General features: G+C 47.4%; 22 protein-coding genes, 1 tRNA gene and 1 other RNA gene. 6 read left to right on the top strand and 18 right to left on the bottom strand.

Going from position 1 to position 21,168, the window contains the following annotated elements; translation table 11 throughout:
• Window positions 1-3: 3 nt before the first annotated feature.
• A complete protein-coding gene (locus tag BUC22_RS18575) occupies window positions 4-1,734 on the top strand; it encodes an ABC transporter ATP-binding protein (protein WP_013382644.1) in 1,731 nt (576 codons plus the stop codon).
• The gene (locus tag BUC22_RS18570) at window positions 1,734-3,617 is read left to right on the top strand and encodes an ABC transporter ATP-binding protein (protein WP_070081188.1); all 1,884 of its coding nucleotides are present in this window, start codon (window positions 1,734-1,736) and stop codon (window positions 3,615-3,617) included. The genes BUC22_RS18575 and BUC22_RS18570 overlap by 1 nt, the downstream gene beginning before the upstream one ends.
• Before the next feature lie 57 nt (window positions 3,618-3,674).
• Here BUC22_RS18570 and ffs read toward each other — a convergent pair.
• The 4 genes from ffs to BUC22_RS18555 form a co-directional block, all read right to left on the bottom strand.
• An RNA gene (gene ffs, locus BUC22_RS18565) (signal recognition particle sRNA large type) lies at window positions 3,675-3,940 on the bottom strand.
• 288 nt (window positions 3,941-4,228) lie between these two features.
• Window positions 4,229-4,765 carry a DUF1097 domain-containing protein gene (locus tag BUC22_RS18560; RefSeq protein ID WP_013382646.1) on the bottom strand — a complete coding sequence of 179 codons (537 nt, stop codon included), beginning with the start codon at window positions 4,763-4,765 and terminating at the stop codon, window positions 4,229-4,231.
• An 11-nt stretch (window positions 4,766-4,776) separates the two neighbouring features.
• Window positions 4,777-4,917 (bottom strand): hypothetical protein, encoded by a 141-nt coding sequence (locus tag BUC22_RS22160; RefSeq protein ID WP_013382647.1) that lies wholly within the window; start codon window positions 4,915-4,917, stop codon window positions 4,777-4,779.
• A gap of 11 nt (window positions 4,918-4,928) precedes the next feature.
• On the bottom strand, window positions 4,929-6,083 hold the full coding sequence (locus BUC22_RS18555) for a uroporphyrinogen decarboxylase family protein (protein ID WP_013382648.1): 1,155 nt from the start codon (window positions 6,081-6,083) through the stop codon (window positions 4,929-4,931).
• A gap of 145 nt (window positions 6,084-6,228) precedes the next feature.
• Between BUC22_RS18555 and BUC22_RS18550 the strand changes: the two genes are divergently transcribed.
• Entirely contained in the window at window positions 6,229-6,909 is a 681-nt protein-coding gene (locus BUC22_RS18550) for a TetR/AcrR family transcriptional regulator (protein WP_013382649.1), read from the top strand.
• A 34-nt stretch (window positions 6,910-6,943) separates the two neighbouring features.
• On the opposite strand, the gene BUC22_RS18545 is transcribed toward BUC22_RS18550, so the two are convergent.
• A tRNA-Ser gene (locus BUC22_RS18545) sits at window positions 6,944-7,035 on the bottom strand.
• Window positions 7,036-7,227: 192 nt separating this feature from the next.
• Here BUC22_RS18545 and BUC22_RS18540 point away from each other — a divergent pair.
• Genes BUC22_RS18540 through BUC22_RS18530 form a run of 3 tightly spaced genes read left to right on the top strand, consistent with a single transcriptional unit; the run spans window position 7,228 to window position 8,786 of the window.
• Window positions 7,228-7,836 (top strand): TVP38/TMEM64 family protein, encoded by a 609-nt coding sequence (locus tag BUC22_RS18540; protein WP_013382650.1) that lies wholly within the window; start codon window positions 7,228-7,230, stop codon window positions 7,834-7,836.
• Window positions 7,837-7,838: 2 nt separating this feature from the next.
• Window positions 7,839-8,327, top strand: a complete 489-nt coding sequence (locus tag BUC22_RS18535; protein WP_013382651.1) for a hypothetical protein — start codon at window positions 7,839-7,841, stop codon at window positions 8,325-8,327.
• Window positions 8,328-8,330: 3 nt separating this feature from the next.
• Complete coding sequence (locus tag BUC22_RS18530; RefSeq protein ID WP_013382652.1) at window positions 8,331-8,786, top strand: YaiI/YqxD family protein; 456 nt, start codon at window positions 8,331-8,333, stop codon at window positions 8,784-8,786.
• Window position 8,787: 1 nt separating this feature from the next.
• Here BUC22_RS18530 and BUC22_RS18525 read toward each other — a convergent pair whose 3' ends face one another.
• The 13 genes from BUC22_RS18525 to BUC22_RS18465 form a co-directional block, all read right to left on the bottom strand.
• Window positions 8,788-9,501, bottom strand: coding sequence for a radical SAM protein (locus BUC22_RS18525; RefSeq protein WP_013382653.1), 714 nt, complete (start codon window positions 9,499-9,501; stop codon window positions 8,788-8,790).
• A gap of 1 nt (window position 9,502) precedes the next feature.
• A complete protein-coding gene (locus tag BUC22_RS18520) occupies window positions 9,503-9,862 on the bottom strand; it encodes an arsenate reductase family protein (protein WP_013382654.1) in 360 nt (119 codons plus the stop codon).
• A complete protein-coding gene (locus BUC22_RS18515; RefSeq protein ID WP_013382655.1) occupies window positions 9,859-10,293 on the bottom strand; it encodes an N-acetyltransferase in 435 nt (144 codons plus the stop codon). The genes BUC22_RS18520 and BUC22_RS18515 overlap by 4 nt, the downstream gene beginning before the upstream one ends.
• Before the next feature lies 1 nt (window position 10,294).
• Window positions 10,295-10,651, bottom strand: a complete 357-nt coding sequence (locus BUC22_RS18510) for a GIY-YIG nuclease family protein (protein WP_013382656.1) — start codon at window positions 10,649-10,651, stop codon at window positions 10,295-10,297.
• Window position 10,652: 1 nt separating this feature from the next.
• The gene (locus BUC22_RS18505) at window positions 10,653-11,135 is read right to left on the bottom strand and encodes a DUF6530 family protein (protein WP_013382657.1); all 483 of its coding nucleotides are present in this window, start codon (window positions 11,133-11,135) and stop codon (window positions 10,653-10,655) included.
• A 92-nt stretch (window positions 11,136-11,227) separates the two neighbouring features.
• Window positions 11,228-12,769 (bottom strand): ABC-F family ATP-binding cassette domain-containing protein, encoded by a 1,542-nt coding sequence (locus BUC22_RS18500; RefSeq protein ID WP_041690485.1) that lies wholly within the window; start codon window positions 12,767-12,769, stop codon window positions 11,228-11,230.
• Window positions 12,770-13,133: 364 nt separating this feature from the next.
• Entirely contained in the window at window positions 13,134-13,994 is an 861-nt protein-coding gene (locus tag BUC22_RS18495; RefSeq protein ID WP_013382659.1) for a Cof-type HAD-IIB family hydrolase, read from the bottom strand.
• A gap of 179 nt (window positions 13,995-14,173) precedes the next feature.
• Window positions 14,174-15,703: an aryl-sulfate sulfotransferase gene (locus BUC22_RS18490; protein WP_013382661.1), complete on the bottom strand. Its 1,530-nt coding sequence runs from the start codon at window positions 15,701-15,703 to the stop codon at window positions 14,174-14,176.
• A gap of 74 nt (window positions 15,704-15,777) precedes the next feature.
• Entirely contained in the window at window positions 15,778-17,376 is a 1,599-nt protein-coding gene (locus BUC22_RS18485; protein ID WP_013382662.1) for a ClC family H(+)/Cl(-) exchange transporter, read from the bottom strand.
• 188 nt (window positions 17,377-17,564) lie between these two features.
• On the bottom strand, window positions 17,565-18,599 hold the full coding sequence (locus BUC22_RS18480; RefSeq protein ID WP_013382663.1) for an ABC transporter ATP-binding protein: 1,035 nt from the start codon (window positions 18,597-18,599) through the stop codon (window positions 17,565-17,567).
• Window positions 18,600-18,602: 3 nt separating this feature from the next.
• Window positions 18,603-19,346 (bottom strand): tyrosine-protein phosphatase, encoded by a 744-nt coding sequence (locus tag BUC22_RS18475; protein WP_013382664.1) that lies wholly within the window; start codon window positions 19,344-19,346, stop codon window positions 18,603-18,605.
• A 3-nt stretch (window positions 19,347-19,349) separates the two neighbouring features.
• Window positions 19,350-20,183, bottom strand: a complete 834-nt coding sequence (locus BUC22_RS18470) for a carbohydrate ABC transporter permease (protein WP_013382665.1) — start codon at window positions 20,181-20,183, stop codon at window positions 19,350-19,352.
• A 9-nt stretch (window positions 20,184-20,192) separates the two neighbouring features.
• Window positions 20,193-21,167 (bottom strand): carbohydrate ABC transporter permease, encoded by a 975-nt coding sequence (locus BUC22_RS18465; RefSeq protein ID WP_013382666.1) that lies wholly within the window; start codon window positions 21,165-21,167, stop codon window positions 20,193-20,195.
• Window position 21,168: the final 1 nt, after the last annotated feature.

Below are 21,168 nucleotides of genomic sequence, written 5' to 3'. Positions count from 1 at the left end.
CCCATGATTAAACACCTAAAGCCCTACCTCACAAAATACCGCCTTCCGTCAATACTGGCGCCGATCACGGTTATTGCAGAGGTTCTTCTGGAAATCCAGATTCCTTTTTTAATGGCTAAAATCGTGGACCAGGGTATCACAACGCGTGACCTGAGCTACGTTTTTCAAATTGGTGCCATCATGGTGCTGGTGGCCCTCTGTTCATTGCTTTTCGGCGTTCTTTCCGGGCGTTTTGCCGCCAAGGGTGCCATGGGTTTTGGCAGTGAGATCCGTAAAGCTGTTTTTGACAAAATCCAGGAATTTTCCTTTGCGAACATCGACCGTTTCAGCACCCCATCACTGGTCACACGCCTGACCACTGATATTACCAATACTCAAATGGCTTACATGATGGTCATCCGTGTACTGGTGCGCGCGCCTGTTATGCTGGTCAGCGCCACGATCATGGCAGCGGCCATCAACGGCGACCTTGTCCGTGTTTTTCTCATTGTTATTCCCATACTGGCCATTGCCCTGGCCACGATGTCCACCCTGGCCTTTCCGCGTTTCAATGCCATGCTGAAAAAATATGATGGCCTGAACGCCCAGGTTCAGGAGAACCTCATTGCCATCCGCGTTGTCAAAGCCTTTGTACGGGCCCGGTATGAGAAGAAAAAATTTGCTGAAGCCAATGACAGTCTCATGCGGGCGTCTCTTGCCGCCGAAAAAATCATTATTCTCGGTATGCCCATCATGATGCTGACCATGTACGCCACCATTATCGCCATCTTATGGTTTGGGGGCAACATGATCATCGGCGGCACACTGCTGACCGGAGAGCTCATCAGCTTTATTTCCTATGTGACACAGATTCTCATGTCTTTGATGATGATCGCTCAGGTTTTTATTATGATCGTCCTCTCCCGTTCCTCTGTTGCCCGTATTGTCGAAGTACTGGAAGAACCCATCAGCATCACGGATGAGACAGCCTCTCCGTCCCTCACGGCTGAGGATGGCAGCATCGAATACCGGAATGTTTCCTTTAAATACCAGGAGGACGCAGCCGAAAATATTCTGACAGGTATTAATTTCTCCATTGCCTCGGGCGAAACTGTTGGCATCATCGGGGGAACCGGCTCGGCAAAAACCACGCTGGTTCAGCTCATTCCAAGACTTTACGATGTAACAGACGGACAGGTGCTGGTCGGCGGCCATGACGTCCGGGATTACACCCTGGACCACCTGCGGTCCGTTGTCGCTATGGTGCTCCAGAAAAACGTTTTGTTCTCAGGTACAATTAAAGACAATTTGAAATGGGGCGATGAGAATGCCACGGACGAAGAAGTCATCGCTGCCGCCAAGGCGGCCTGTGCCCATGACTTTATCATGTCCTTCCCAGAAGGCTATGACACCTATCTGGGGCAGGGCGGCGTCAACGTATCCGGCGGCCAGAAGCAGCGTCTCTGCATTGCCAGAGCACTCCTGAAAAAGCCCAAAATTATTATTCTGGATGACAGCACCAGCGCGGTGGACACCGCCACCGACTCGGCCATTCGTGAGGGCTTCCGTCAAAACCTGAAGGATACCACCGCCATCATTATTGCCCAGCGTATATCTTCTGTCAGCGATGCGGATAAGATCATCGTGCTGGACGAGGGCCGTATCGACGCCATCGATACCCACGAAAACCTCTTGGAAAACAATGCCATTTACCGCGAGGTATTTCATTCACAGCAGAAAGGAGTTGAGGAATAATGTCAAAGAAAAAAAGCGTTCAAAAACCCAAAAACATCAAAAAAACGCTGCTGCGTATTTTCAGCTATATGGCAAAACGCAGGCTGCTGCTGATCCTTGTCATACTCTTTGTCTTTATCAGCTCTGGCGCTACTGTAGCCGGCACATATTTCTTAAAGCCCATCATCAATCAGGGCATTGTGCCTCTTATCGGAAAACCTCTCACGCCTGGGGCGCTCCTGCCTTTTATCCAGATGCTGCTGTTAATGGGTGGTATCTATCTGGCCGGCGCGGCCTGTGCCTATGCCTATAACCGGATGATGATCGTCATCTCCAACGGGACTCTTAATGCTGTGCGGCGAGACCTTTTTAACAGCATGGAGGACCTTCCCATCAAATATTTTGATACCCACACCCACGGCGAGCTCATGAGCCGTTATACCAACGATGTCGACACCCTGCGCGAGGCCATCGCCATGAGTCTTCCTCAGATGCTGACCGCCACTGTCACAGTGGCGGGAACCTTTATCATGATGCTGATCCTGAGCCCCCTGCTGACCCTCATCGTCATCGGCATGCTTGTGATCATGTACTTTGTGATAAAAATCGTGGGCAGCCGAAGCGCAAGGGGCTTCAAAGCACAACAGAAAGCGCTTGGCGAAACTAATGGCTATATTGAGGAAATGATCGAGGGCCAAAAAGTTATCAAGGTTTTCTGCCACGAGGACATTGTCAAAAATGATTTTGCTGAGCTTAATGACAAGCTGAGAAGCGCTTCTACTCAGGCCCATACCTACGCCAATGTACTCATGCCCATCATGGGGAACCTCTCCTATGTGCAGTACGCTTTGACAGCCGCCTTCGGTGCAGTACTTGTCATCTTTGGCAGCATGGACTTAGGCTCCATCGCTTCCTTTTTACAGTACACACGCTCCTTCTCACAGCCCATCACCCAGATTTCCCAGCAGTTTAACGCGCTGCTGACCGCTCTGGCCGGAGCTGAACGGATCTTTGAAGTCATCGACGCTGAGCCTGAAAAAGACGATGGTTATGTGACCCTCGTCAACGTCTGTGAATCGGCTGACGGGACATTGACTGAGTGTAAGGAAGTAACCAATACCTGGGCCTGGAAGCATCCGCATCACGACGGCACACTGACCTATGAAAAGCTCAGGGGCGATGTGCGTTTCCATGATGTTACCTTTGGTTACAGCGATGACAAAATGGTGCTGCACAATGTCTCTCTCTTTGCCAAGCCCGGCCAGAAGATCGCCTTTGTAGGCTCGACCGGCGCAGGCAAAACCACGATCACCAATCTTATCAACCGATTTTATGAGGTTCAGGAAGGCAAGATCACCTACGATGGTATCAACATTAAAAAAATCCGGAAAGTCGATCTGCGACATTCCCTCGCAATGGTCCTTCAGGATACCCACCTGTTCACTGGTACTGTAGCCGATAATATCCGTTACGGCCGTCTCAACGCCACCGACGAGGAAGTCCACGCCGCCGCCAAGTTGGCCAACGCCGACTTCTTTATCCGTCATCTCCCCCAGGGCTATGACACGATGCTGACATCCGACGGAGCAAACCTGAGCCAGGGACAGCGCCAGCTTCTGGCCATCGCACGGGCCGCCGTCGCCAACCCGCCGGTGCTCATTCTCGACGAGGCCACCAGCTCCATCGACACCCGTACCGAAGCCCTCATCGAACGGGGCATGGATCAGCTCATGGAAGGACGCACTGTTTTTGTCATCGCCCATCGCCTGTCCACTGTCCGAAACGCTGACGCCATTATGGTGCTGGAGCATGGCCGGATCATCGAACGCGGCGATCATGAAGAATTATTAAAGCAAAAGGGAAAATATTACCAGCTCTATACCGGACAGTTTGAACTGGATTAAAAAAGAGGCCAAACGGCCTCTTTTTCGGTTTTGGTCAAAAAATTAAAACATACTTAATCACACACCCCGCATTGATAACCAGTCTCCAAACGTTACGCGGACAGCCAGCTCTTGTCAGAGAGTCCTCCGGCACATACGAGATCTTACTTACTGCTGCTTCCTTCCGGACCTGACAGGGTTCATAAGTTCATATTGCGAAGGGTCCAACCGTCAACACCGCTTATCCGCGGCAGACTCCAAATTCTGGCACCTCTTTGGGGAATTCAGCCCTGCTGTAGCGGATTGCAGGTTACAGGGCACCGCTAGTTCCCCGCCTAGTGTGATTAAGTATGTTTACTGCGAATACGCAGTGAATCTATAATATTTCATATTATACAGAACAACCTCTTTACTGTCAAGGGCTTTAAGCAGAAACAAGAATTGCCCAAACCGCTTGTGTTCTCCTGACGGTTTGGGCTAACCAAACTTTACTGCCTTTTCTGTTTCATCATTATTGCATCCCCATCAATACCAACGTCACAGTCAGTATGCACTTCCCATGTGCCTTTCAATTATATAAAATCACATAGGTGTTTGCACATACAAAATCCCGAAATCCAGAGTCTTCTTTTTCATATTTTCTCTTCTAAGAACGCTTTGTCTCTCTTTTTTTCTACATTTTCTTTTTTCATAAATATTCCTGTAACGGGCTCAATGGCCACAGCAACCAGGATACCACAAGTCAATCCCAAAATCACACCAAGCAGGTTCTGACCCCCTTGGGAAAAAGTGACTGTCAAACCAGCAAAGACAAGCGGAACTACGTTAAGCCAGGTCTTTGCCAGCGGGATCATGTGCACAGCACAAACCACAAAAGTAATAACCAGAGTGCACACGCCTGTCACCACACCTATATTTAAACCAGCATTCCTCAGAAGACCATCCATTTGCAGATAAAGCAAGGCCCATATAACCCCGCATATCATACAGCATAAATAATTTGGTGTTTTTTTAAGCTCTGCTCCGGATGCAAAAGTGACCCCCAATCCGATAAAAATAGGCCACATAAGATTTCCAAAAGGCCCTATTTGATAAATTCCCAGAACCAGTCCGGCCAACACTCCCGACACTAAGCTCATTTTCAGCAAATAGCTGGTATTTTCATTCATTACTTTTCCCCCTAGCTAATTAAAAAAAATACATAGCTGTAAACAAGCTCTTCCATTCCCTGCAGACTATCCATAGCATACTCTGCAGCCACCTCCGGTATTTCATATTTTTCAAGCGTATCCGCAGGATTTCTGTAGTATTCTGATTTCATCTGATCTCCCCCTATGCATAAACAGCGTACTCTTTGACAAAGCGGAGCACTGCTTTTAAATTTTCAGGATTAATATCCCGTACTGTTAATAAATTTTTGTCCAATGTAAAAATATATTTCCCACCCGGAGCCAGAACATCCACAATTTCCTTAGCTTTATCCAGACAGTCCTTCTCCGTTCCGGTTTTCAGCACACCCATAGGGTAAAAGCCAGCCAAAATATGTTTCTTTCCAAGCTTTTTCTTAATCTCTGATGGGTCACCCTCTTCAAAAATCATCATTGTGTTTTCCGGCAGATCAAAGAGGTAATCATAATAACGGGACCAGTCCTGCTCAACAAAGATCGTCGCGCCCACTCCTGCTTTGTCCAATGCTTCTACATATTTTTTAAAGGTCGGCCAATAGAAGCGTTCAAAATCTTTTGTGCGCATATATGGCGCCATATGCAAAGGTATAAACGTTCTCTGATAACGGCTTGAATTTGGCTTGATCCCCGCTTTCACCATACACGGCAGCAGCGCTTCACAGGCAGCCTCTACCTTATCTGGGCAGCGTCTCATATCTTTGCTGATACCAGTAAAAGAACGAAGCTGATCAGACAAAACATCAAAAGGTGTGCAGGCGGCTGTGCAGGCCATATTATAAACGGCCTTTCCATGCTTTTCCGCAATTTTCAGATATCCTTTATCAAGTTGATCCATAACTGAATAAAAGGTAAACATCCCCTTCGCAAAGGCAGATTTTCCTTCAAAACCTTCTTTACCAAACTCATTGTAAATTTGCGGCAGCGCTTTGTCACAAATCGTTTTGAACGGATCTTCGATTAAATCATCATAGTCATTTTCATTCAGACTTGTCACCTCCGGGTGCTGCAAAAATCCATCTCCTCCCATGACAAAATTTTTTGCTCCCAGTACTTTATACATCTGTGGGATACGCACCATCGTTGCAAAAATTGAGTCTGTATCAAAATCTTTTGTTGTCTTTTCGATAGCCTCCAAATTTTTTTCAATACTATACTGTTCTCTTCTTAAATCAAATCCGACATAGCCCAAACAAAAAGAATTATCTCCTGAACTGAGGATCGGAACTCGCTCTGGCATTTTTCCATCAAAAACATCTTCAAACAGCTGATTTTTTTCTGCTGTTATTTTTCGACTATTCATATATTTCCCCTTAATTTTTATATTTACTTGCAAGTAATTACCTATGAGTAAATATATCAGAATTTTAAAAAGTTGTCAATAATAATTTGCAACATGTTCAAAATTATGTTTTAATATTTAAGTACTTAGTCGGAGGTAAAATACATTGAAACGCAAGGAAAACGGCAATACTAAACAAAAAATTTACGAAACTGCAAAACGTCTTTACATTGAGCATGGGTATTTTAATATTTCCAACAAACGTCTCTCAGAGGAGTCCGGTATTAACCAGGGCCTGATCACGTATTATTTTAAAAGCAAAAAAAATATAGCTCTTGCTGTATTAACAGAAGACTACTATATTCTTTCTGGCTATTTAAAATATTTTATCACGCCTGAGGATGATCCTTTGATTTATATTGTCACCTTTATGAACGTCACCTTCCAAATTCGAAAACATGACCCCAAAGCCCGGCGTTTTATTTCTGATGTCATGCAAGAGGATCTGCTTGAAGAGTTTGCCTTTATTAATCAGAAAACAGAGTATTTGAAACTTTTAAAAAAAAGCAACTGTTCTTCAAAAAACCCAGCAACTCAGTTAAAGCTGGTTTTAGCGACGGTATACGGCACACAGCGTACCATTCAGCGGTTAATCAATGAAAGTATAGAACTCAGCTATGACGAGTACTTTCGGTATATGATTGAGATTCTGCTGTTCGCCTTGCGTCTTCCGGTTACACAGGATACGGTTGATACGTTGATCCACAAATCCGATCAAGCCACAAAACAGTTATTTGAAACCTATCCTCATTTGCTGAATGAAGCGGATTATCTTTACAAAAAATAAAAAAAAAGAGCTCTCGCTCTTGTTTTCATAATTATGGCGGACAGGGAGGGATTCGAACCCTCGGTACGCTATTCACGTACACACGCTTTCCAGGCGTGCTCCTTCAACCAGCTCAGACACCTGTCCGCAGATGCAGCTGCTCTCTTTTTTGAGACGCTATTTTATTGTAAGCACATTTAATAATTATAATGGCAAAGCATGCATTTGTCAATCCTTATTTCTCTAATTTTTTCAAAAATGGATCGCCGCAGGCAAATTTAGATTAAATAAAGACAGCAGGCGGATAATTATGGTAAAATACAATTAAAGGACAGTGAAATGCTCGAATACTTAGACTCGGTGGATGCTGTCAAGCAGTGGCTGCTCAGCTTTGGCGGCTGGACACCGTTTATTTATTTTTTATTTCAGATTCTCCAGGTCATTATTGCGCCGATTCCTGGCGGCACGACCACTCTGGTGGGTGGCGCGCTTTTTGGCTGGATAAAGGGCTTTCTGCTCAGTGAAGCAGGCATTATGATTGGAACCGCCGCTGCCTTTGGCATTGCGAAAAAACTGGGACGCCCGGTTATTTTAAAATGGGTTCCATCCAAATGGACAGATAAGCTGGACAGCACCCGAGACTCCCGGCTGAACATGGTTTTATTTTTAATCTTTCTGTTTCCCGGCTTTCCTGATGATATTTTCTGTTATCTGGCCGGGCTTACCAAAATGAATTTTAAAAGCTTCATGCTGATTGCCCTGCTGGGGCGTACCCCGGGATTTTTGATGACAACGCTTATGGGGGCAGGCATCATGCAGGATAATCCGGTTCGTCTGGTTATTGTCCTCGGGCTGTACGGTATTTTTGCCGGCGTGTTGATTTTTAACAAAAAACGAATGGAGACCTATCTTGAAAACAGTAAAAAACGCAAAGGAGATCATTCTTAAATATGGACAATAAAGACGCCAAGCAGTGTCACCGGCTGTTTCTCAGTGAACTGGCAACCATGGTGGTCTGTGGCTATCTGGTATACCTTCTCTCCACCACTTTGGAAGGCGGCCTTGATATCCGGCTCATTCTGCCGGGAGCCGTTTTAATTTTCACTTTACTCCAGGGTTGTGGCTACTGGCTGTACCGTGACCAGGCTGCCTCCGGTAAATCAGTCAACCGGACAACGGTCCTTCGGATTTTTTCTCTGCTCAAACGGGTTACACCCTTTGTGATAGGGCTTTATCCCTTGTTTCTATTGGTGCTGCTGTTTGCAGACCGGGGCGCACTGTTTGTTCCCTTTAACCTTTTTGGGCTGATCCTGTTGTTTTTCTCAATCGCCGAATACGTTAATTACTATTACTTCAGCATGAATATCTGGAACTTCAAAACGCGCTCCCCATCGGATTTATCTGTAGAGCTGGCTGCGTTTAACCAAAAGGAGGAATGAAATATGCGCATAATTATTGATGGTGACGCCTGTCCTAAAGGCGTCCGGACGATCTGCGAAGAGACCGCTGTCTCTTATAAAATTCCGCTGTTGATGGTCGCCGACACATCCCACGACCTTGAGGGCGACGACGACTGTGAGGTTATCCGGGTGGACCAGGGACGGGACGCCAGCGACTATAAAATTGCCGGCATGGCTGAGCCGCAGGACATTATCATAACACATGACTATGGCCTGGCTGCCCTTGTTCTTGAAAAGGTCACGGCGGTTCTCAGCCCTTCTGGCTTTGTGTATAGTACCGCGAATATTGACGAGCTGCTTTATCAGCGCTTTTTAAATCAAAAACAGCGCCAGGCAGGACACGCTGCCAAAATAAAAAAACGGACGCCGGAAGACGACGCCGTTTTTAAACGGATGCTGATGACCTTTGTGGCACCTGTTGAGCTGATTCAGGAATAATTTAATCCCCCACCCCAAGATCGGTGTTATTCATTAACACACAGATTTTGGGGTCTTTTTGCAGTTTAGGCAGGCTGTATCTGGCAAACCAGCGGATCAGCTCCGGGTCGGCCTTTACAGCAGTGCTGTTATCATTAAAAATATTGACATAGACACGTGAAAAATATTTTGCAGCGATGGCAATATCCTCCTCAAACTGTTCTGGTGACTGGCCGGTCATGCCAAAAAGCAGGCAGCATTCATCATAAACTTCCGCGATGGCAGAAGGTGCCTGGTTATAGCCCATTCCCTTGTGCATAACCGCTTCCCGGTATTGCTCGTCAAAGGTCTCAATGCCAATGCGCGGATGAAGTGAAATGCCCTCTTGGGCCAGTTCATCCTTCAAGAACCGTGTTTTTTCGTGAAGGAGCCAGTGGCTTTCCATATGCAGATGCCGGATTTTCTTTTGATGGCAGATCTCAAGCACCCTTTTTTGGGTTGCCTCTGGCAGTTCAAAGTATGAGCCTGAATTAAGCACCACAAGACGGCCAAACTCACCCGTCACCTGTTCTAACACGCGGCCGTTCAATGAAACAGATTCCGAATCCGGCCCGCTGTCCATATGGTAGTCGCAGAAGCTGCACTTTTTATAAAAGCAGCCCCGGCCCATGAGCAGAACGATCTCCTGGGGCAGGGCGTCCTCAGGCAACCGGCTGTAGCGTTCCTCAAACTTCATTTTAAAGCCCCAGCGCAGCAGCCCATTCTTCTTCTTTAAAGCCTACAAGCACTTTATCTTCAAAGATCAGCTCCGGCCTTTTGACAAGCATACCGTTGGTGGACAGTATTTCCGCCATTTCTTCCCGGCTCATGGTTTTCACCTTGTCCTTCAAGCCCAGCTCCCGGTAAGCCATACCGCTTACGTTAAAAAATTTTTTTGGCTCTCCGCTGTAAAGCTCCATCCACTTCAGCAGTTCCTCTTTTGTGGGATTTTCTTCCACAATATCCCGCAGCTCATAATCCACCCCTTGGGCTTCTAAAAAGCGTTTGGCTTTCTGGCAGGTTGAGCACTTGGGGTAACATAAAAAAATGGGTTTCATTTACTTTCTCCTTGCATGATATATTCTCGGCAGCCACTCTCGGCTTCAATTTCTTCTTCCTTTACTTCAAAGCCCAGCCGCCTGTAAAAATTAACTGCCCGGTCATTTTCCGCATAGGCAGCCAGTGTGATCATTCCTTTGTAACGGTCAAGAGCGTATTCCATCAGCCCACGGCCAATGCCTTGATGCCAGCAATCTGGATCCACAAACAGAGCACCGATATGGCGGCCTCCAACCACAGCAATAAAGCCGTTGACCGCATTACCCTGTTCATTCACGTAGACTTCGGACTGGGGAATATAATCCTTTTTCACTACTTCGGCGTGACGTCTCCAGTAATCCTCCGGAATAAAGGACTGCCCTTTAATACAGGCGTCCAGCCAGATTTCTATAACCCGTTCAAGATCTGCTTCAGTCATTTTTCGGATCATTTCAGTACAGCTCCGTTCCTTCTGAGCGAAGCTTGCGCTGCCACTCGCCATAGAGCATTTCCAGCTCGTCACTGTAGTCTTTGCCGCCCTGATCATCCTCGTCATATTCCAGCTTTTCCAGGACCACCACCTCAAAGGCGTCCTTTCCAAAGCGTTTCCAGTCCTTGTTCAGGTCACGGTTACGCATAAAGGTTTCCATATTCAGCTGAAAAACATCACTGTTGATCTTTCCTTTAATATTGTTTGTCGCCTCTAAAAATGCTTTGCCTGTTTCAATATGACGGATAACAAACAGGCCCATTTCCGGACGGTAATTTTTATATTCTTCTTTTAGTTCCTTTTTACGGTCCATATTCATTTTAATACCCCATTTCTTTTAAAATGCGCGACAGCGCAGCCAGCCGCTCACCCAAGAGCTCGCCGTCTTCCGCCAATGCCTGCGCAAAAAGCTTAATATCCTCATCAATCATTTCATTGTCTGTATCGACTGCGATGGTCATGGCGTCTCCCTGGAGTCCCACCCGGTCGATCACCGGATTTTCCGGGTCATAAAGCTTATCGTGGCGGTAGGAATCTTCTCTGAAATACTGTTCTGCCCGGCAGATCAGTATGGCCAGGTCAATAACCCGGTGCAGGGGCAGCTCCTCAGACTGCCGCGACCATTTTTCCCCGGTGTAACGCCATACCTTGGCGGAAGCGTCCACCCGTCCCCGGTCGTTCCACTGGGCCAGTCCCAGCGAAAGGCCCTTGGCATCACTGTCATAGGCCTTTCTTCCATCAATTTCCTCATAGTTTTCAACCTCAATAACAGGCTTATGTTTTAAATGTGTTGGTATCTTCATACTGCTTATCCTTAAATTTTATTTAGTAATTTACTAAATTTAGTAAATTACTACTTTCAATTATACGCGCTATTCAGAATTTGTCAAGTTTCTTAAAAACCCATCTTCTCAATCTCCACCACCTTATCGGCCCAATCCCGATAAAAGGCGGCTTCGTGAGATACCAGAATAACAGTGCCGTCAAAATCCCGCAGTGCTTCCTGAAGACTTTCCTTTGCCAGATAATCCAAATGGTTGGTGGGTTCGTCAAGAATCAACAGGTTGCAGGGTGACAGGGTAAGCTTGCAGAGCTTTACCCGGGACTGCTCACCGCCGCTCAGGGTGGTGATGGGCTGGAGAACATGCTCCGCCTTGACGCCGCAGCGTGACAGGGCAGATCGCGTCTGTTTCTGCGACAGCTTCGGAAAAGCTTCCGTAATGATTTCCAGCGGTGTCTGCCCCTCTCTATCCCATTTCAAATCCTGTTCATAATAGCCAATGACCACATTTCTCGCAAACTCAAAGCTTCCAAAAATGGGCGGAATTTCACCAACCAGAGTTTTCAACAGCGTCGATTTGCCGATACCGTTGAAGCCGGTAATGACCACCCGCTGGTTCTGCTCCAGCACAAAGTGCAGCTTTGGCAGTAAGGGATAGTAATACCCCACCTCCAGATCCTTAACCTCCAGAACCCGCTGCGCGGTGAGTCCAGTGGATTTAAAGCGGATCACCGGCTTTGTAAGGCCAGTCGGCGGCGCCATACGTTCGATTTTATCCAGTTTTTTCTGACGGCTTTTGGCCATGGCCGCGGTGGAGGCCCGCACTTTATTCTTCGCAATATATTCCTCAGTCCGTTCGATGAGTTTTTTCTGGCTTTCATACTGCCTGATATATTCTTCCCGTTTCTGTCCCTTCTGTTTCAGAAAGGCGCTGTAGTTACCATGGTACTTGGTAATGGTGCCAAACTCGATATCCCCGATACAGGTCGTTACCTGATCCAGAAAATCAAAGTCATGGGATACAAGAATAAAAGCGCCCTCAAAGCCTGTAAGATATTTCGACAGCCACTCTACATGCTCTTTGTCCAAAAAGTTGGTGGGCTCATCCAGCAGCAGCACCTCTGGCTTTTCGAGAAGCAGCTTTGCCAGGATAACCTTTGCCCGCTGTCCGCCGCTCAGCGTCTCAAGAACCTTATCCATCCCGATGGCCGTAATGCCAAGCCCCGCGGCCACACGGTAAATATGGCTTTCAATGGCATAGAAATCCCGGTCTTCCAGGGTTTCCTGCAAATTGGCCGCCTGGTTAATCAGCTTTTCGCTGCTGTCCTCCGCCATTTTTTCATACAGCCCGTTTAACCGCTCCTCCATCCTGTATAAATCGGCGTAGGCCTGCTTCAGATACTCAAAGACCGTGATGCCCGCATCTACCTGGGCATACTGGTCCAGATGCCCTACAGAGGCCTTTGGGAACCATTTGATGAGGCCGTCATCCGGGATGACTTCCCCAATCAGGGTTTTGATCAGGGTACTCTTTCCCGCACCATTTTGCCCGACCAGACCCATATGCTCTCCATTGTATAAATCAAAGGAGGCGTCGTGATATAATACCTTGTCTCCATAGCTGTGAGACAGATTTTTTACTTCGAGTAAACTCATTGTGATCATTCCTTTCAAATCTAAAAATTCCAATAAAAAAGAGAGCGCACAGCGCTCTCTGCCTGAGGGGTTTTCTCCCGCTCCAAACAAAAAGGCTGCGGATGAAAACATCATCCACAGCCCGTTATCCTAAATTGCTGTCCTCCGGCAAAAAGTGTATGGAAAACAAAGCCGCCTGAGGCCGCCCGATAACACTTTTGACCGATGAACTGGTGGAGGCTATGCCTCCGGATTAAGCTCCGCACAATGTCTCATCGTTATCCATCTGTTCGGAGCCTTTGCAATTGTAAGTGTCATGATAAAAATTCCCTTCGCTAAAATCGAACGGTATTGATTATACTCCCAATTCAGATTTTTGTCAACTTCAGCTTGCCAGTTCCTGGCGTTTATCTGCTTTTGGGTTAAGAATAAACTTTTCCAGCGCATAGGCTACGCCATGCTCGTCATTGGTTTTTGTAATAAAATCCGAAATTTCCTTAACACGGTCAATGCCGTTTTCCATGGCTACGGCCAATCCGGCATGCTTGAGCATTTCATAGTCATTGTTGCTGTCGCCCATGGCCATGACCTCAGTGCTTTGAATATTCAAATGGCGGCACAAATGCTTTAATCCGTCCCATTTATTGGCTGTCGGGTTATTGATCTCCAGATTGTTTTCCACAGCTGATGTGATCGTCAGATCCGTGGTATTCTCAAGAACTGTTTTAAGCTCACTCCGGTTTTCCATATGGCTGAAAAAAATATTAAACTTTTCAACAGAATGGCTGTATAAAAAGTTAAAATAGTCTTCCGGATCAGCTATGGTGTGACGGGTTTCCCTGAAGAAATCCCAATAGGCTTCGGGTACATGAAATCTGCTCAGATCTTTCATGCAGTCCTCGATCACAACGGTTCTTCCACCCACATAGGCTTCGATCATCAAATCATATTGCCTGAGCACCTTCAGCACTGTATCTAAATCCTGCTTTGTCAGGGGATTTTCGTAAAGCGTCATCTTGCGGTTCAGGTCCGTTACCTGCGCACCGTTTGATGTAATGGCGTAGGAGACCCCATCGATGTCTGTAATCTCTTCAGGCAGTTCTCCAAACACTCGTCCGGTTGTCGGCACGACAATGATTCCCTGACTGACGGCCTTTTCAATGGTTACGATTGTCTCGCGCGCCAGTGTAATATCACTCTGAAGCGTGGTGCCATCCATATCCAATGCTACTAATTTAATTCCCATCGCTTTGTTCTCCTTGATTTTTATTCCACCATGATTCTATCACTTTTCCCTGATAATAAGAAGCCGCTTTTTGTTAAAAAACGGCTGAAAACCGTTGCCAGTTTATATCAAACCTTTTCAAAAAAGGCGTACGAAAGAAACTTGAACATTAAAAAAGCAGGCTGACGCCTGCTTTTTTATCAATTTTTTACTTTGTCAAACTTCTGAACCTTGAAGGTATGTTCGCCATTCGGGAACACAACTTCCAGAAGCTTTTTATTGTCAGTGAAATTCATTTCGGTGAGTACAGGCTGGTTCGCCCCATTGACGCCCCACCCAATGATATAGGCGTCTTTCTCGTTGTCAACCTTCTGAGCGCTTCCAAATTCGGAGGAAGTGTAACCGTCCATGCTGTATTCTTTAAAATCAATGACTTTTTTGTTGGTTTCATCAAGCTTGTATTTGAGCACACGGGTTTTTCCAGTGCTCTGGCCATTGTCGAAAACAACCAGATAGCCATCGTCTGTTAGGGAGAGGCTGCTCTGACCAGAGGTTTTCTGATTATCGGCCAGGCCGAATTCATCACCCTTTCCAGAGAGCTTCCAGAGAATGTCCCCAGTGCTGCGGTCGATTTTCACAATGGTGTTGGCATTTTTAAAGGATACGATCAGGTTATTGTCTGACGGGTCCAGTATCATGGCATTGATATGCAGATAGTCCTGAGGTTTCATATTGCTGTTCGCAAAATCATTGCCTTTTTCGCTGAGCGCGTACAGCTCTGGATGATCAGTGGATTTCCATGTAAAGACTGGTTTCCCGTCCTTCACTTCTTGAATAACCGCGGCCACTACTTTTGAGCCGAGAGGATTTGGATTTAATTCCGCTGGAATATTATCCACAGTTTCTGCCACATAGGATTCCGTAATCCAGTTTCTATCCCCAAGAAGAACAAAGTCATGCCCATCGACCGGATCACCCATGACCTTTTTATCATGATTGGTTTCGTTAGGGTCCAGCAAGGAGATACGGGCGCCGTCACGTTTGACTTCCTTGTATTTTTCATCAAGAACCACACGTGTTCCCGGCAGATAATCGGCCAGCCCCATTGTGCTGACGTCCGGGTCAACGATCTGGTAGCTGTAGCGGATATCGCCGTTTTCCAGCTTATGCTGTCTGAAATCTGTGAAGATTTTGCCATCGGCCTGTTCGGGGGTCAGGGCCACATACCAGGTAACATTCCCGTTCTGGTCCAGCTTGTACATGGCGGCCTTCTCGGTGTCTGTCACATAAAAATCACCTTCGTAGGGGCTCTGGCCAGTCGCCAGCATTTCCGGCAGCTGCTTGGAAAGGGTTCTCAAATAAATCGTGCGGGTATCTTTACCGTTGGTTACCACCATCTCCAGCACTTCATTGCTGTCGATTTTCTTGACGGTCACCTTTGCTTTTTTATTGGTCTGAAGCTTTGCCTCATTGACCTCAATGGATGCTCCGGCATCGTTCATCAGAATAAACTCATTTTCATGTTCCGTTGTAAGGCTGGGGATATCATAGGTCGCCCCATCCTCATTAAGCGGAATCTCCACCGCATAGCCATTCACGCTGATGTGAACAATTCTGTCCTGCAGCAGCGTAATGTCTCTTCCGGCATACGCCAGAGCTACGCTGACCATAATGATAAGCACAAGCGCCAGGCCCGCAGCCACTGCGAGTACCTTTGCTGATTTGTTCATAGTTTACCTCCTCAATCATTTCCGATAATATTGATATCAATGTTATACTTATATATGTAACACCCGCTTGAAAATCAGCCGTTGCCAGCGGCGGGCGCTTCTTCACATAGAGCGTGCAGCTCTGTGTTCACCCTGTTCAGGTCGGTCTCATTTGCCAGAGCCACAATGGTGTCGCTCGGCCTTATTTTAGTGTCACCCTTGGGGATCAGTTCTTTTTCTCCCCTTCGGATAGCCACCAGCAGGCAGTTTTCCGGCCAGTGAATTTCCCAGATACGCTTCCCGACCAGACCGCAGCTGTGGTGTACAGAGACGGCGATCAGCGTTTTGTTGCTGGTTTCCGGAACTGGTTCTTCACCACGTCTCGCGACAATACGGTCAAGCAGCATTTCATAGACCGGTTCAGATTTAAGCGCCGCCGCAGTGATCTCCGCGGCAATGGCGACAACCGACAAAGACAGGAGATGGGTAAAGGAGCCCGTCATCTCAGAAATCAGGACGATTCCTGTAATAGGCGCACGGACAATGGCGGTAAAGTAACCGGCCATTGCCAGAATAATAAAGTTATTGATGAGCTGCGGATCCATCCCCATTGCCCGGACAACGACCATACCATAAAATCCACCGATGTACGCGCCCAAAACTAAAAGCGGAAAAAAGATACCACCTGGCGCACCGGAACCAAAGCTGAACATGGAAAAGATAAACTTCACCACCAGCAGCAGCAGGATCATGGTCAGGGGCAGATTACCCGGCGCCAGAAGCTCGATCATCATATGTCCGCCGCCCAGCACCTGAGGCAGTGTAAAGCCCAGAATCCCGGCCATTAAAAATGGAATAACCGGACGGAACTCAGCTTTTAAAAAGGTCATCCTGGCGTACAAATCCTGGGTACTTGCCAGCACCTTATTGTAAAAAGCGCCGCCTGCTCCCAGAATAATTCCCAGAAGGATAATAAAACCGTAATATTTCAGCGGTATCGAGGAGTCCACCTGAAACTGGAATACCGATCCCAGGCCAAAAACATATTTTGAAACAAAGTCCGCAGTGACGGAAGCCGTCATGGCAGAAAAAAGCACGGTTGCTGAGAAGTTTTTGTGAACCTCCTCCAAAGCAAACATAATGCCAGCCAGCGGCGCGTTAAATGCCGCTGCCAGCCCTGCGCTTGCCCCGCAGGTCATCAGGTAGCGTTCTTCAATGTTAAGGCGTTTAAAAACCCTCGAAAAGCCCTTGCCGCCCATGGCGCCAAGCTGCACAGACGGGCCTTCACGCCCCAGGGACAACCCTCCGATAATGCAGAGAATCCCCCCTATTAATTTTCCGATGATAACTTTGAGCCAGGGCTCTTCAAAATATCCCTGAAGCTCTCCTTCTACCTGGGGGATGCCGCTTCCAGAGATCATCGGCTCCCACTTGACCATTCTCCCGACAATTACCGCCATAACGATAAGGGCGGCAAACCATGCCGCAATGGCCCAGTGGTGTTCACCCGCGTAGGATAAAACAAAGCTCATGTTCTTCTCTGAAAAGTTCAGGGCCAGCCGGTAGATAATCGCGATACCCCCTGCGATCATGCCGACAAATATCCCCTCCATAGCCAGAAGGTATTTCATATTACGCGTGTGGGCTATTAAATTTTCTGTGCTGTTCTCAACAGGCTTAAACACTTCTCTCACCTTTAAATTTCCTTAGAAATCTTTATAAGTTTACCATAATTTGAAAAAATATACAAATATTGAGGACTTTTTACGCCTTCTATAAATGGTTTTTCTTAAAAAATTTAATACAAAAATAAGAGGCCGCCGCCGCTTTACCGGGACTGCCTCTTAAAATAAGGAAAAGAAATGTGTATTAGGCTTTTTTACTAAGACGCCAGCATATTCTCAAGCGCCTGTACCTCGTCACCAGTCACGCCCATACGGCTGCCATCTTTGCCAAACAGCATGGCGTCACTGCGATCAAAGGCCAGATCTATCTGCGGCGGCAGGTTATTCCAGCAGGTCGGCGTCTTGACATTAACCTTGCCAAAGCGCGTCTCTAGATGATAGATGGACTCTCCGCCCAGCTCTTCCTTTGACAGAACAGAGGCTGGCAGGCAAAAGGCGTCCTCCCTGCCGGTACTTCCGATTTTAATATTTTCCGGACGTACCCCAAGATAAAAATGGTTCATATCAATAATATTAGCGGGCGGCGCGCCAATAAACTGCGCCACAAAAAGGTTGGCAGGGTTGGTGTATATCTCCTTCGGGGTTCCCTTCTGCATAATCTCCCCCTGGTTCATGACTACGATATAAGTTCCCATGGACATTGCCTCAACCTGGTCGTGGGTGACGTATAGAAAGGTATTTTTGACCTTTTTATACATTTCGATGAGCTCAAAGCGCATCTGAGTTCTGAGCTTAGCGTCCAGATTGGACAAAGGCTCATCCATGAGAAAAACCCGCGGGTCTTTGACAATGGCCCGGGCCAGCGCCACACGCTGACGCTGGCCGCCGGACATCTGGGCGGGCAGCTTTTCTGCCTGGTCCGACAGATCAACCATCTTCAAGACGTCGTCTACCATTTTTCTGCGTTTCTCTTTTGGAATTTTCTTAATCTTCAGTCCATACTCCACATTTTTAAAAACACTCATATGGGGATAAAGGGCATAGTTCTGAAAAACCATGGCGATCTCCCGGTCCTTCGGCTCGCTGTCGGTCACATCTTTATCGTCGATGAAAAGCCTGCCGGATGTAGGCGTCTCAAGACCTGCGATAATCCGAAGCAGCGTTGATTTTCCGCAGCCCGACGGTCCCAGCAGAATTGTAAAGGAGCCATCCTCTATTTCCAGAGAGATATCCTTTAGTACCTTGGTTTTATTAAAGTTCTTCACGAGATGCTCTATCGCTATTTTTCCCATGCTTTATACTCCTCTCACAAGCCTTTTCTTCAGGTCTTCTGCCTCTCCGGCAGAAAGGCCAGCTTCCAGAAAATACTGCCTGGCGCTTTTAAAATACCGTTCCAGATAGTCCAGCGTTTTTTCCATATATTCGGGTTCTGAGCCCAAAAGCCGGGCTGCCACCAGGTCCATCGCCTCACTTTTGGGAAGACCTGGGGGCTGCATCCGCCGGAATTTTTCACGCATAAGCTCCGCACTTTTAGCATAGCTGTCCACTATGAGGCGCCGGTCTACTCCCGCAAGTTCCAGCAGCAGCGCCGCGGTCACTCCGGTTCGGTCTTTGCCCGCAGTGCAGTGGAACACCACGCCGCCGGGCGCATTTAAAATAATCTGACCAATTTTTTTAAATCCAGCGGACTGGTTTTCCAGCAGGTCAATGTATAATTCCGTCAGCGTTGGCAGTTGTGTGATATTTTCTAAATCAGCAGCACTCTGGTTCATAAGGGACAGTGTAATATAGTCAAAATCCCCATCTGAAGCTATCACGTCCGGCACTGTGCTCCGCTCCTCCGGCGTTCTCAGGTCAATGACTGTGGATATTCCCAAATCCTTCATGCAGGTAACATCCCGCTCGGACAGCTCACCCAGAGCGTCCGCCCGGTAGGCTACCTTATAGCCGGTAGTACCGTCTCTCCCTGGAAAACCGCCGAGATCTCGAAAGTTGTGACATCCATCCAATTCGATCTGGTATTCTTTATAGTCAAGCATGGTTTACTTAATCCCCCATTTCACAAAAGAGTCAACAATCTGCCGCTGCATAAAAAGATAGAGCAGCAGAATGGGAATACATGAAATTGTAGTGGCCGCCATCAAAGCCCCCCACATATTGGTATCTGAGCTGACAAAAGTCCGCAGGCCAATCTGTATCGGGGCATTCTCCAGCTTTGATGTAATGAGCATGGGCCACATATAATCGTTCCAGGAATTGATGAACAGTAAAATTCCCAGGGAGGCCACAGAAGCCTTAATGTTTGGCAGAATAACGCGGGTCAGGATTCCCCACTCACTGTCGCCGTCCATACGGGCCGCATCAATGAGCGCTCTTGGAAAGGCTTCAAAAACCTGAAAGAGATTCAGAATCGCAAAGGCTGTGGCTGCCGTCGGCAGCACAATTCCCAGCAGGTTTTCCTTCAGCCCCATATTGACAATGGTCACATAGTTGGGAATCATGATGGCCTGCACAGGTATGAGCCAGCATAGACTCAGCAGCCCATAGATCAGCTTTTTACCTTTGAAGTCCCAACGCGTCAGCGCATAGGCCGCCAGCAGGCTGGTACACAGCTGCAGCGTCGTCATCAAGACCGACATGACAATCGAATTGCCAAGCATCCGCCAGATAGGCATGCTCTGAAAGGCGTAGATATAATTGCTAAAGGTCGGCGCTGTGGGCAGCAGTGCCGAGCCAAAAATCTCCGCTTCATTCTTAAAGGAAGAGACAATCATCCAGTACAGGGGAAACACTGCGATAAAGCTGAGCAGGATCAGCAGCGCGTGCTTTACTCCGGCCGAGGCCTTGCGGCTGGCTTTTATGGTTGTTGCTTTCATAGTGGCCTCCTAATTATCATAAAATACAAACCTGGCCGAAAGCCGGTTTAGCAGCAGGGCGATGATCCCGAAAATAATGAAGAAGATTACCGCAGAGGCTGAGCTCATGCCCACGTTCAGGGATGAAAAGCCGTACTTGTACATCTCATAGTAAATATTGGTGGTGGTACCGTACGGGCCTCCCTGCGTCAGCAGATCAATATAGGCAAAGGTCCACTGGCTGGCAAAAAGAATGCTCATCATCATCATAAAAATGACAGTGGGCGAGATCAGCGGCAGGGTGATGGTCGTAAACTGGCGCAGCTTGGATGCTCCGTCAAGACGTGCCGCCTCAAAGTAATCCCGGTTAATTCCTGTCAGTGCCGCCGAAAACATCAAGGTGCTGAAACCAATCATTTTCCAGCCTGTGATGAGCAGAATCGTCATGCGCGCCACGCCTTCTGTCAGGAAAAAAGAGATATTGGTATCACTGATTCCCAGACCCACGATGAGTTGATTGATAAGCCCGCTGCTTGGGTTCAGCAGCCACCGCCAGATGGTGGCTGTGGCAACCGGCGCCATAATCATTGGAATAAAAAACAGGGCGCGGTAAAAATTCTTGGCCTTTGACGGAAGGTCGTTGGTGGCAGACGCCAAAAACAGCGGAATAATCACCGAAAAGGGCAGCAGGCCAACGATATAAAAGACGGTGTTTCCAATGGAGGTAAAGAAATCCTTGCTGGTCAGCAGCTTGGTAAAATTGGAGATACCCACAAACCTCGGTACGGTTCCCGGCACCATTCCCCAGCTGTGAAAGGCGTAGTAGACAGTCTCTGCCAGAGGCCTGTAGAGCCAGAAGGCAATGAGCACAAGTGCGGGCAGCAGAAACAGCCAGGGTTTATAATTAAACTTAAATTTCGGCCTTGGCTTTATCCGCTCACCTGCCCTTTCAATATCCGGCGCCAGGGTATAAACCTGGGCCGGAAGCTTTAAAAAATTTTTCATC

The organism is Eubacterium callanderi (genome assembly GCF_900142645.1).
In the GTDB taxonomy this organism is placed as follows: Bacteria; Bacillota; Clostridia; order Eubacteriales; family Eubacteriaceae; genus Eubacterium; species Eubacterium callanderi.
This window is presented reverse-complemented; position numbering and strand designations above follow the sequence as displayed.

Coding starts and splice junctions, on each gene's coding strand:
- BUC22_RS18575 (WP_013382644.1), top strand. CDS start 4: ATGATTAAACACCTAAAGCCCTACCTCACAAAATACCGCCTTCCGTCA.
- BUC22_RS18570 (WP_070081188.1), top strand. CDS start 1,734: ATGTCAAAGAAAAAAAGCGTTCAAAAACCCAAAAACATCAAAAAAACG.
- BUC22_RS18560 (WP_013382646.1), bottom strand. CDS start 4,765: ATGAATGAAAATACCAGCTATTTGCTGAAAATGAGCTTAGTGTCGGGA.
- BUC22_RS22160 (WP_013382647.1), bottom strand. CDS start 4,917: ATGAAATCAGAATACTACAGAAATCCTGCGGATACGCTTGAAAAATAT.
- BUC22_RS18555 (WP_013382648.1), bottom strand. CDS start 6,083: ATGAATAGTCGAAAAATAACAGCAGAAAAAAATCAGCTGTTTGAAGAT.
- BUC22_RS18540 (WP_013382650.1), top strand. CDS start 7,228: ATGCTCGAATACTTAGACTCGGTGGATGCTGTCAAGCAGTGGCTGCTC.
- BUC22_RS18535 (WP_013382651.1), top strand. CDS start 7,839: ATGGACAATAAAGACGCCAAGCAGTGTCACCGGCTGTTTCTCAGTGAA.
- BUC22_RS18530 (WP_013382652.1), top strand. CDS start 8,331: ATGCGCATAATTATTGATGGTGACGCCTGTCCTAAAGGCGTCCGGACG.
- BUC22_RS18525 (WP_013382653.1), bottom strand. CDS start 9,501: ATGAAGTTTGAGGAACGCTACAGCCGGTTGCCTGAGGACGCCCTGCCC.
- BUC22_RS18520 (WP_013382654.1), bottom strand. CDS start 9,862: ATGAAACCCATTTTTTTATGTTACCCCAAGTGCTCAACCTGCCAGAAA.
- BUC22_RS18515 (WP_013382655.1), bottom strand. CDS start 10,293: ATGATCCGAAAAATGACTGAAGCAGATCTTGAACGGGTTATAGAAATC.
- BUC22_RS18510 (WP_013382656.1), bottom strand. CDS start 10,651: ATGAATATGGACCGTAAAAAGGAACTAAAAGAAGAATATAAAAATTAC.
- BUC22_RS18505 (WP_013382657.1), bottom strand. CDS start 11,135: ATGAAGATACCAACACATTTAAAACATAAGCCTGTTATTGAGGTTGAA.
- BUC22_RS18500 (WP_041690485.1), bottom strand. CDS start 12,769: ATGAGTTTACTCGAAGTAAAAAATCTGTCTCACAGCTATGGAGACAAG.
- BUC22_RS18495 (WP_013382659.1), bottom strand. CDS start 13,994: ATGGGAATTAAATTAGTAGCATTGGATATGGATGGCACCACGCTTCAG.
- BUC22_RS18490 (WP_013382661.1), bottom strand. CDS start 15,703: ATGAACAAATCAGCAAAGGTACTCGCAGTGGCTGCGGGCCTGGCGCTT.
- BUC22_RS18480 (WP_013382663.1), bottom strand. CDS start 18,599: ATGGGAAAAATAGCGATAGAGCATCTCGTGAAGAACTTTAATAAAACC.
- BUC22_RS18475 (WP_013382664.1), bottom strand. CDS start 19,346: ATGCTTGACTATAAAGAATACCAGATCGAATTGGATGGATGTCACAAC.
- BUC22_RS18470 (WP_013382665.1), bottom strand. CDS start 20,183: ATGAAAGCAACAACCATAAAAGCCAGCCGCAAGGCCTCGGCCGGAGTA.
- BUC22_RS18465 (WP_013382666.1), bottom strand. CDS start 21,167: ATGAAAAATTTTTTAAAGCTTCCGGCCCAGGTTTATACCCTGGCGCCG.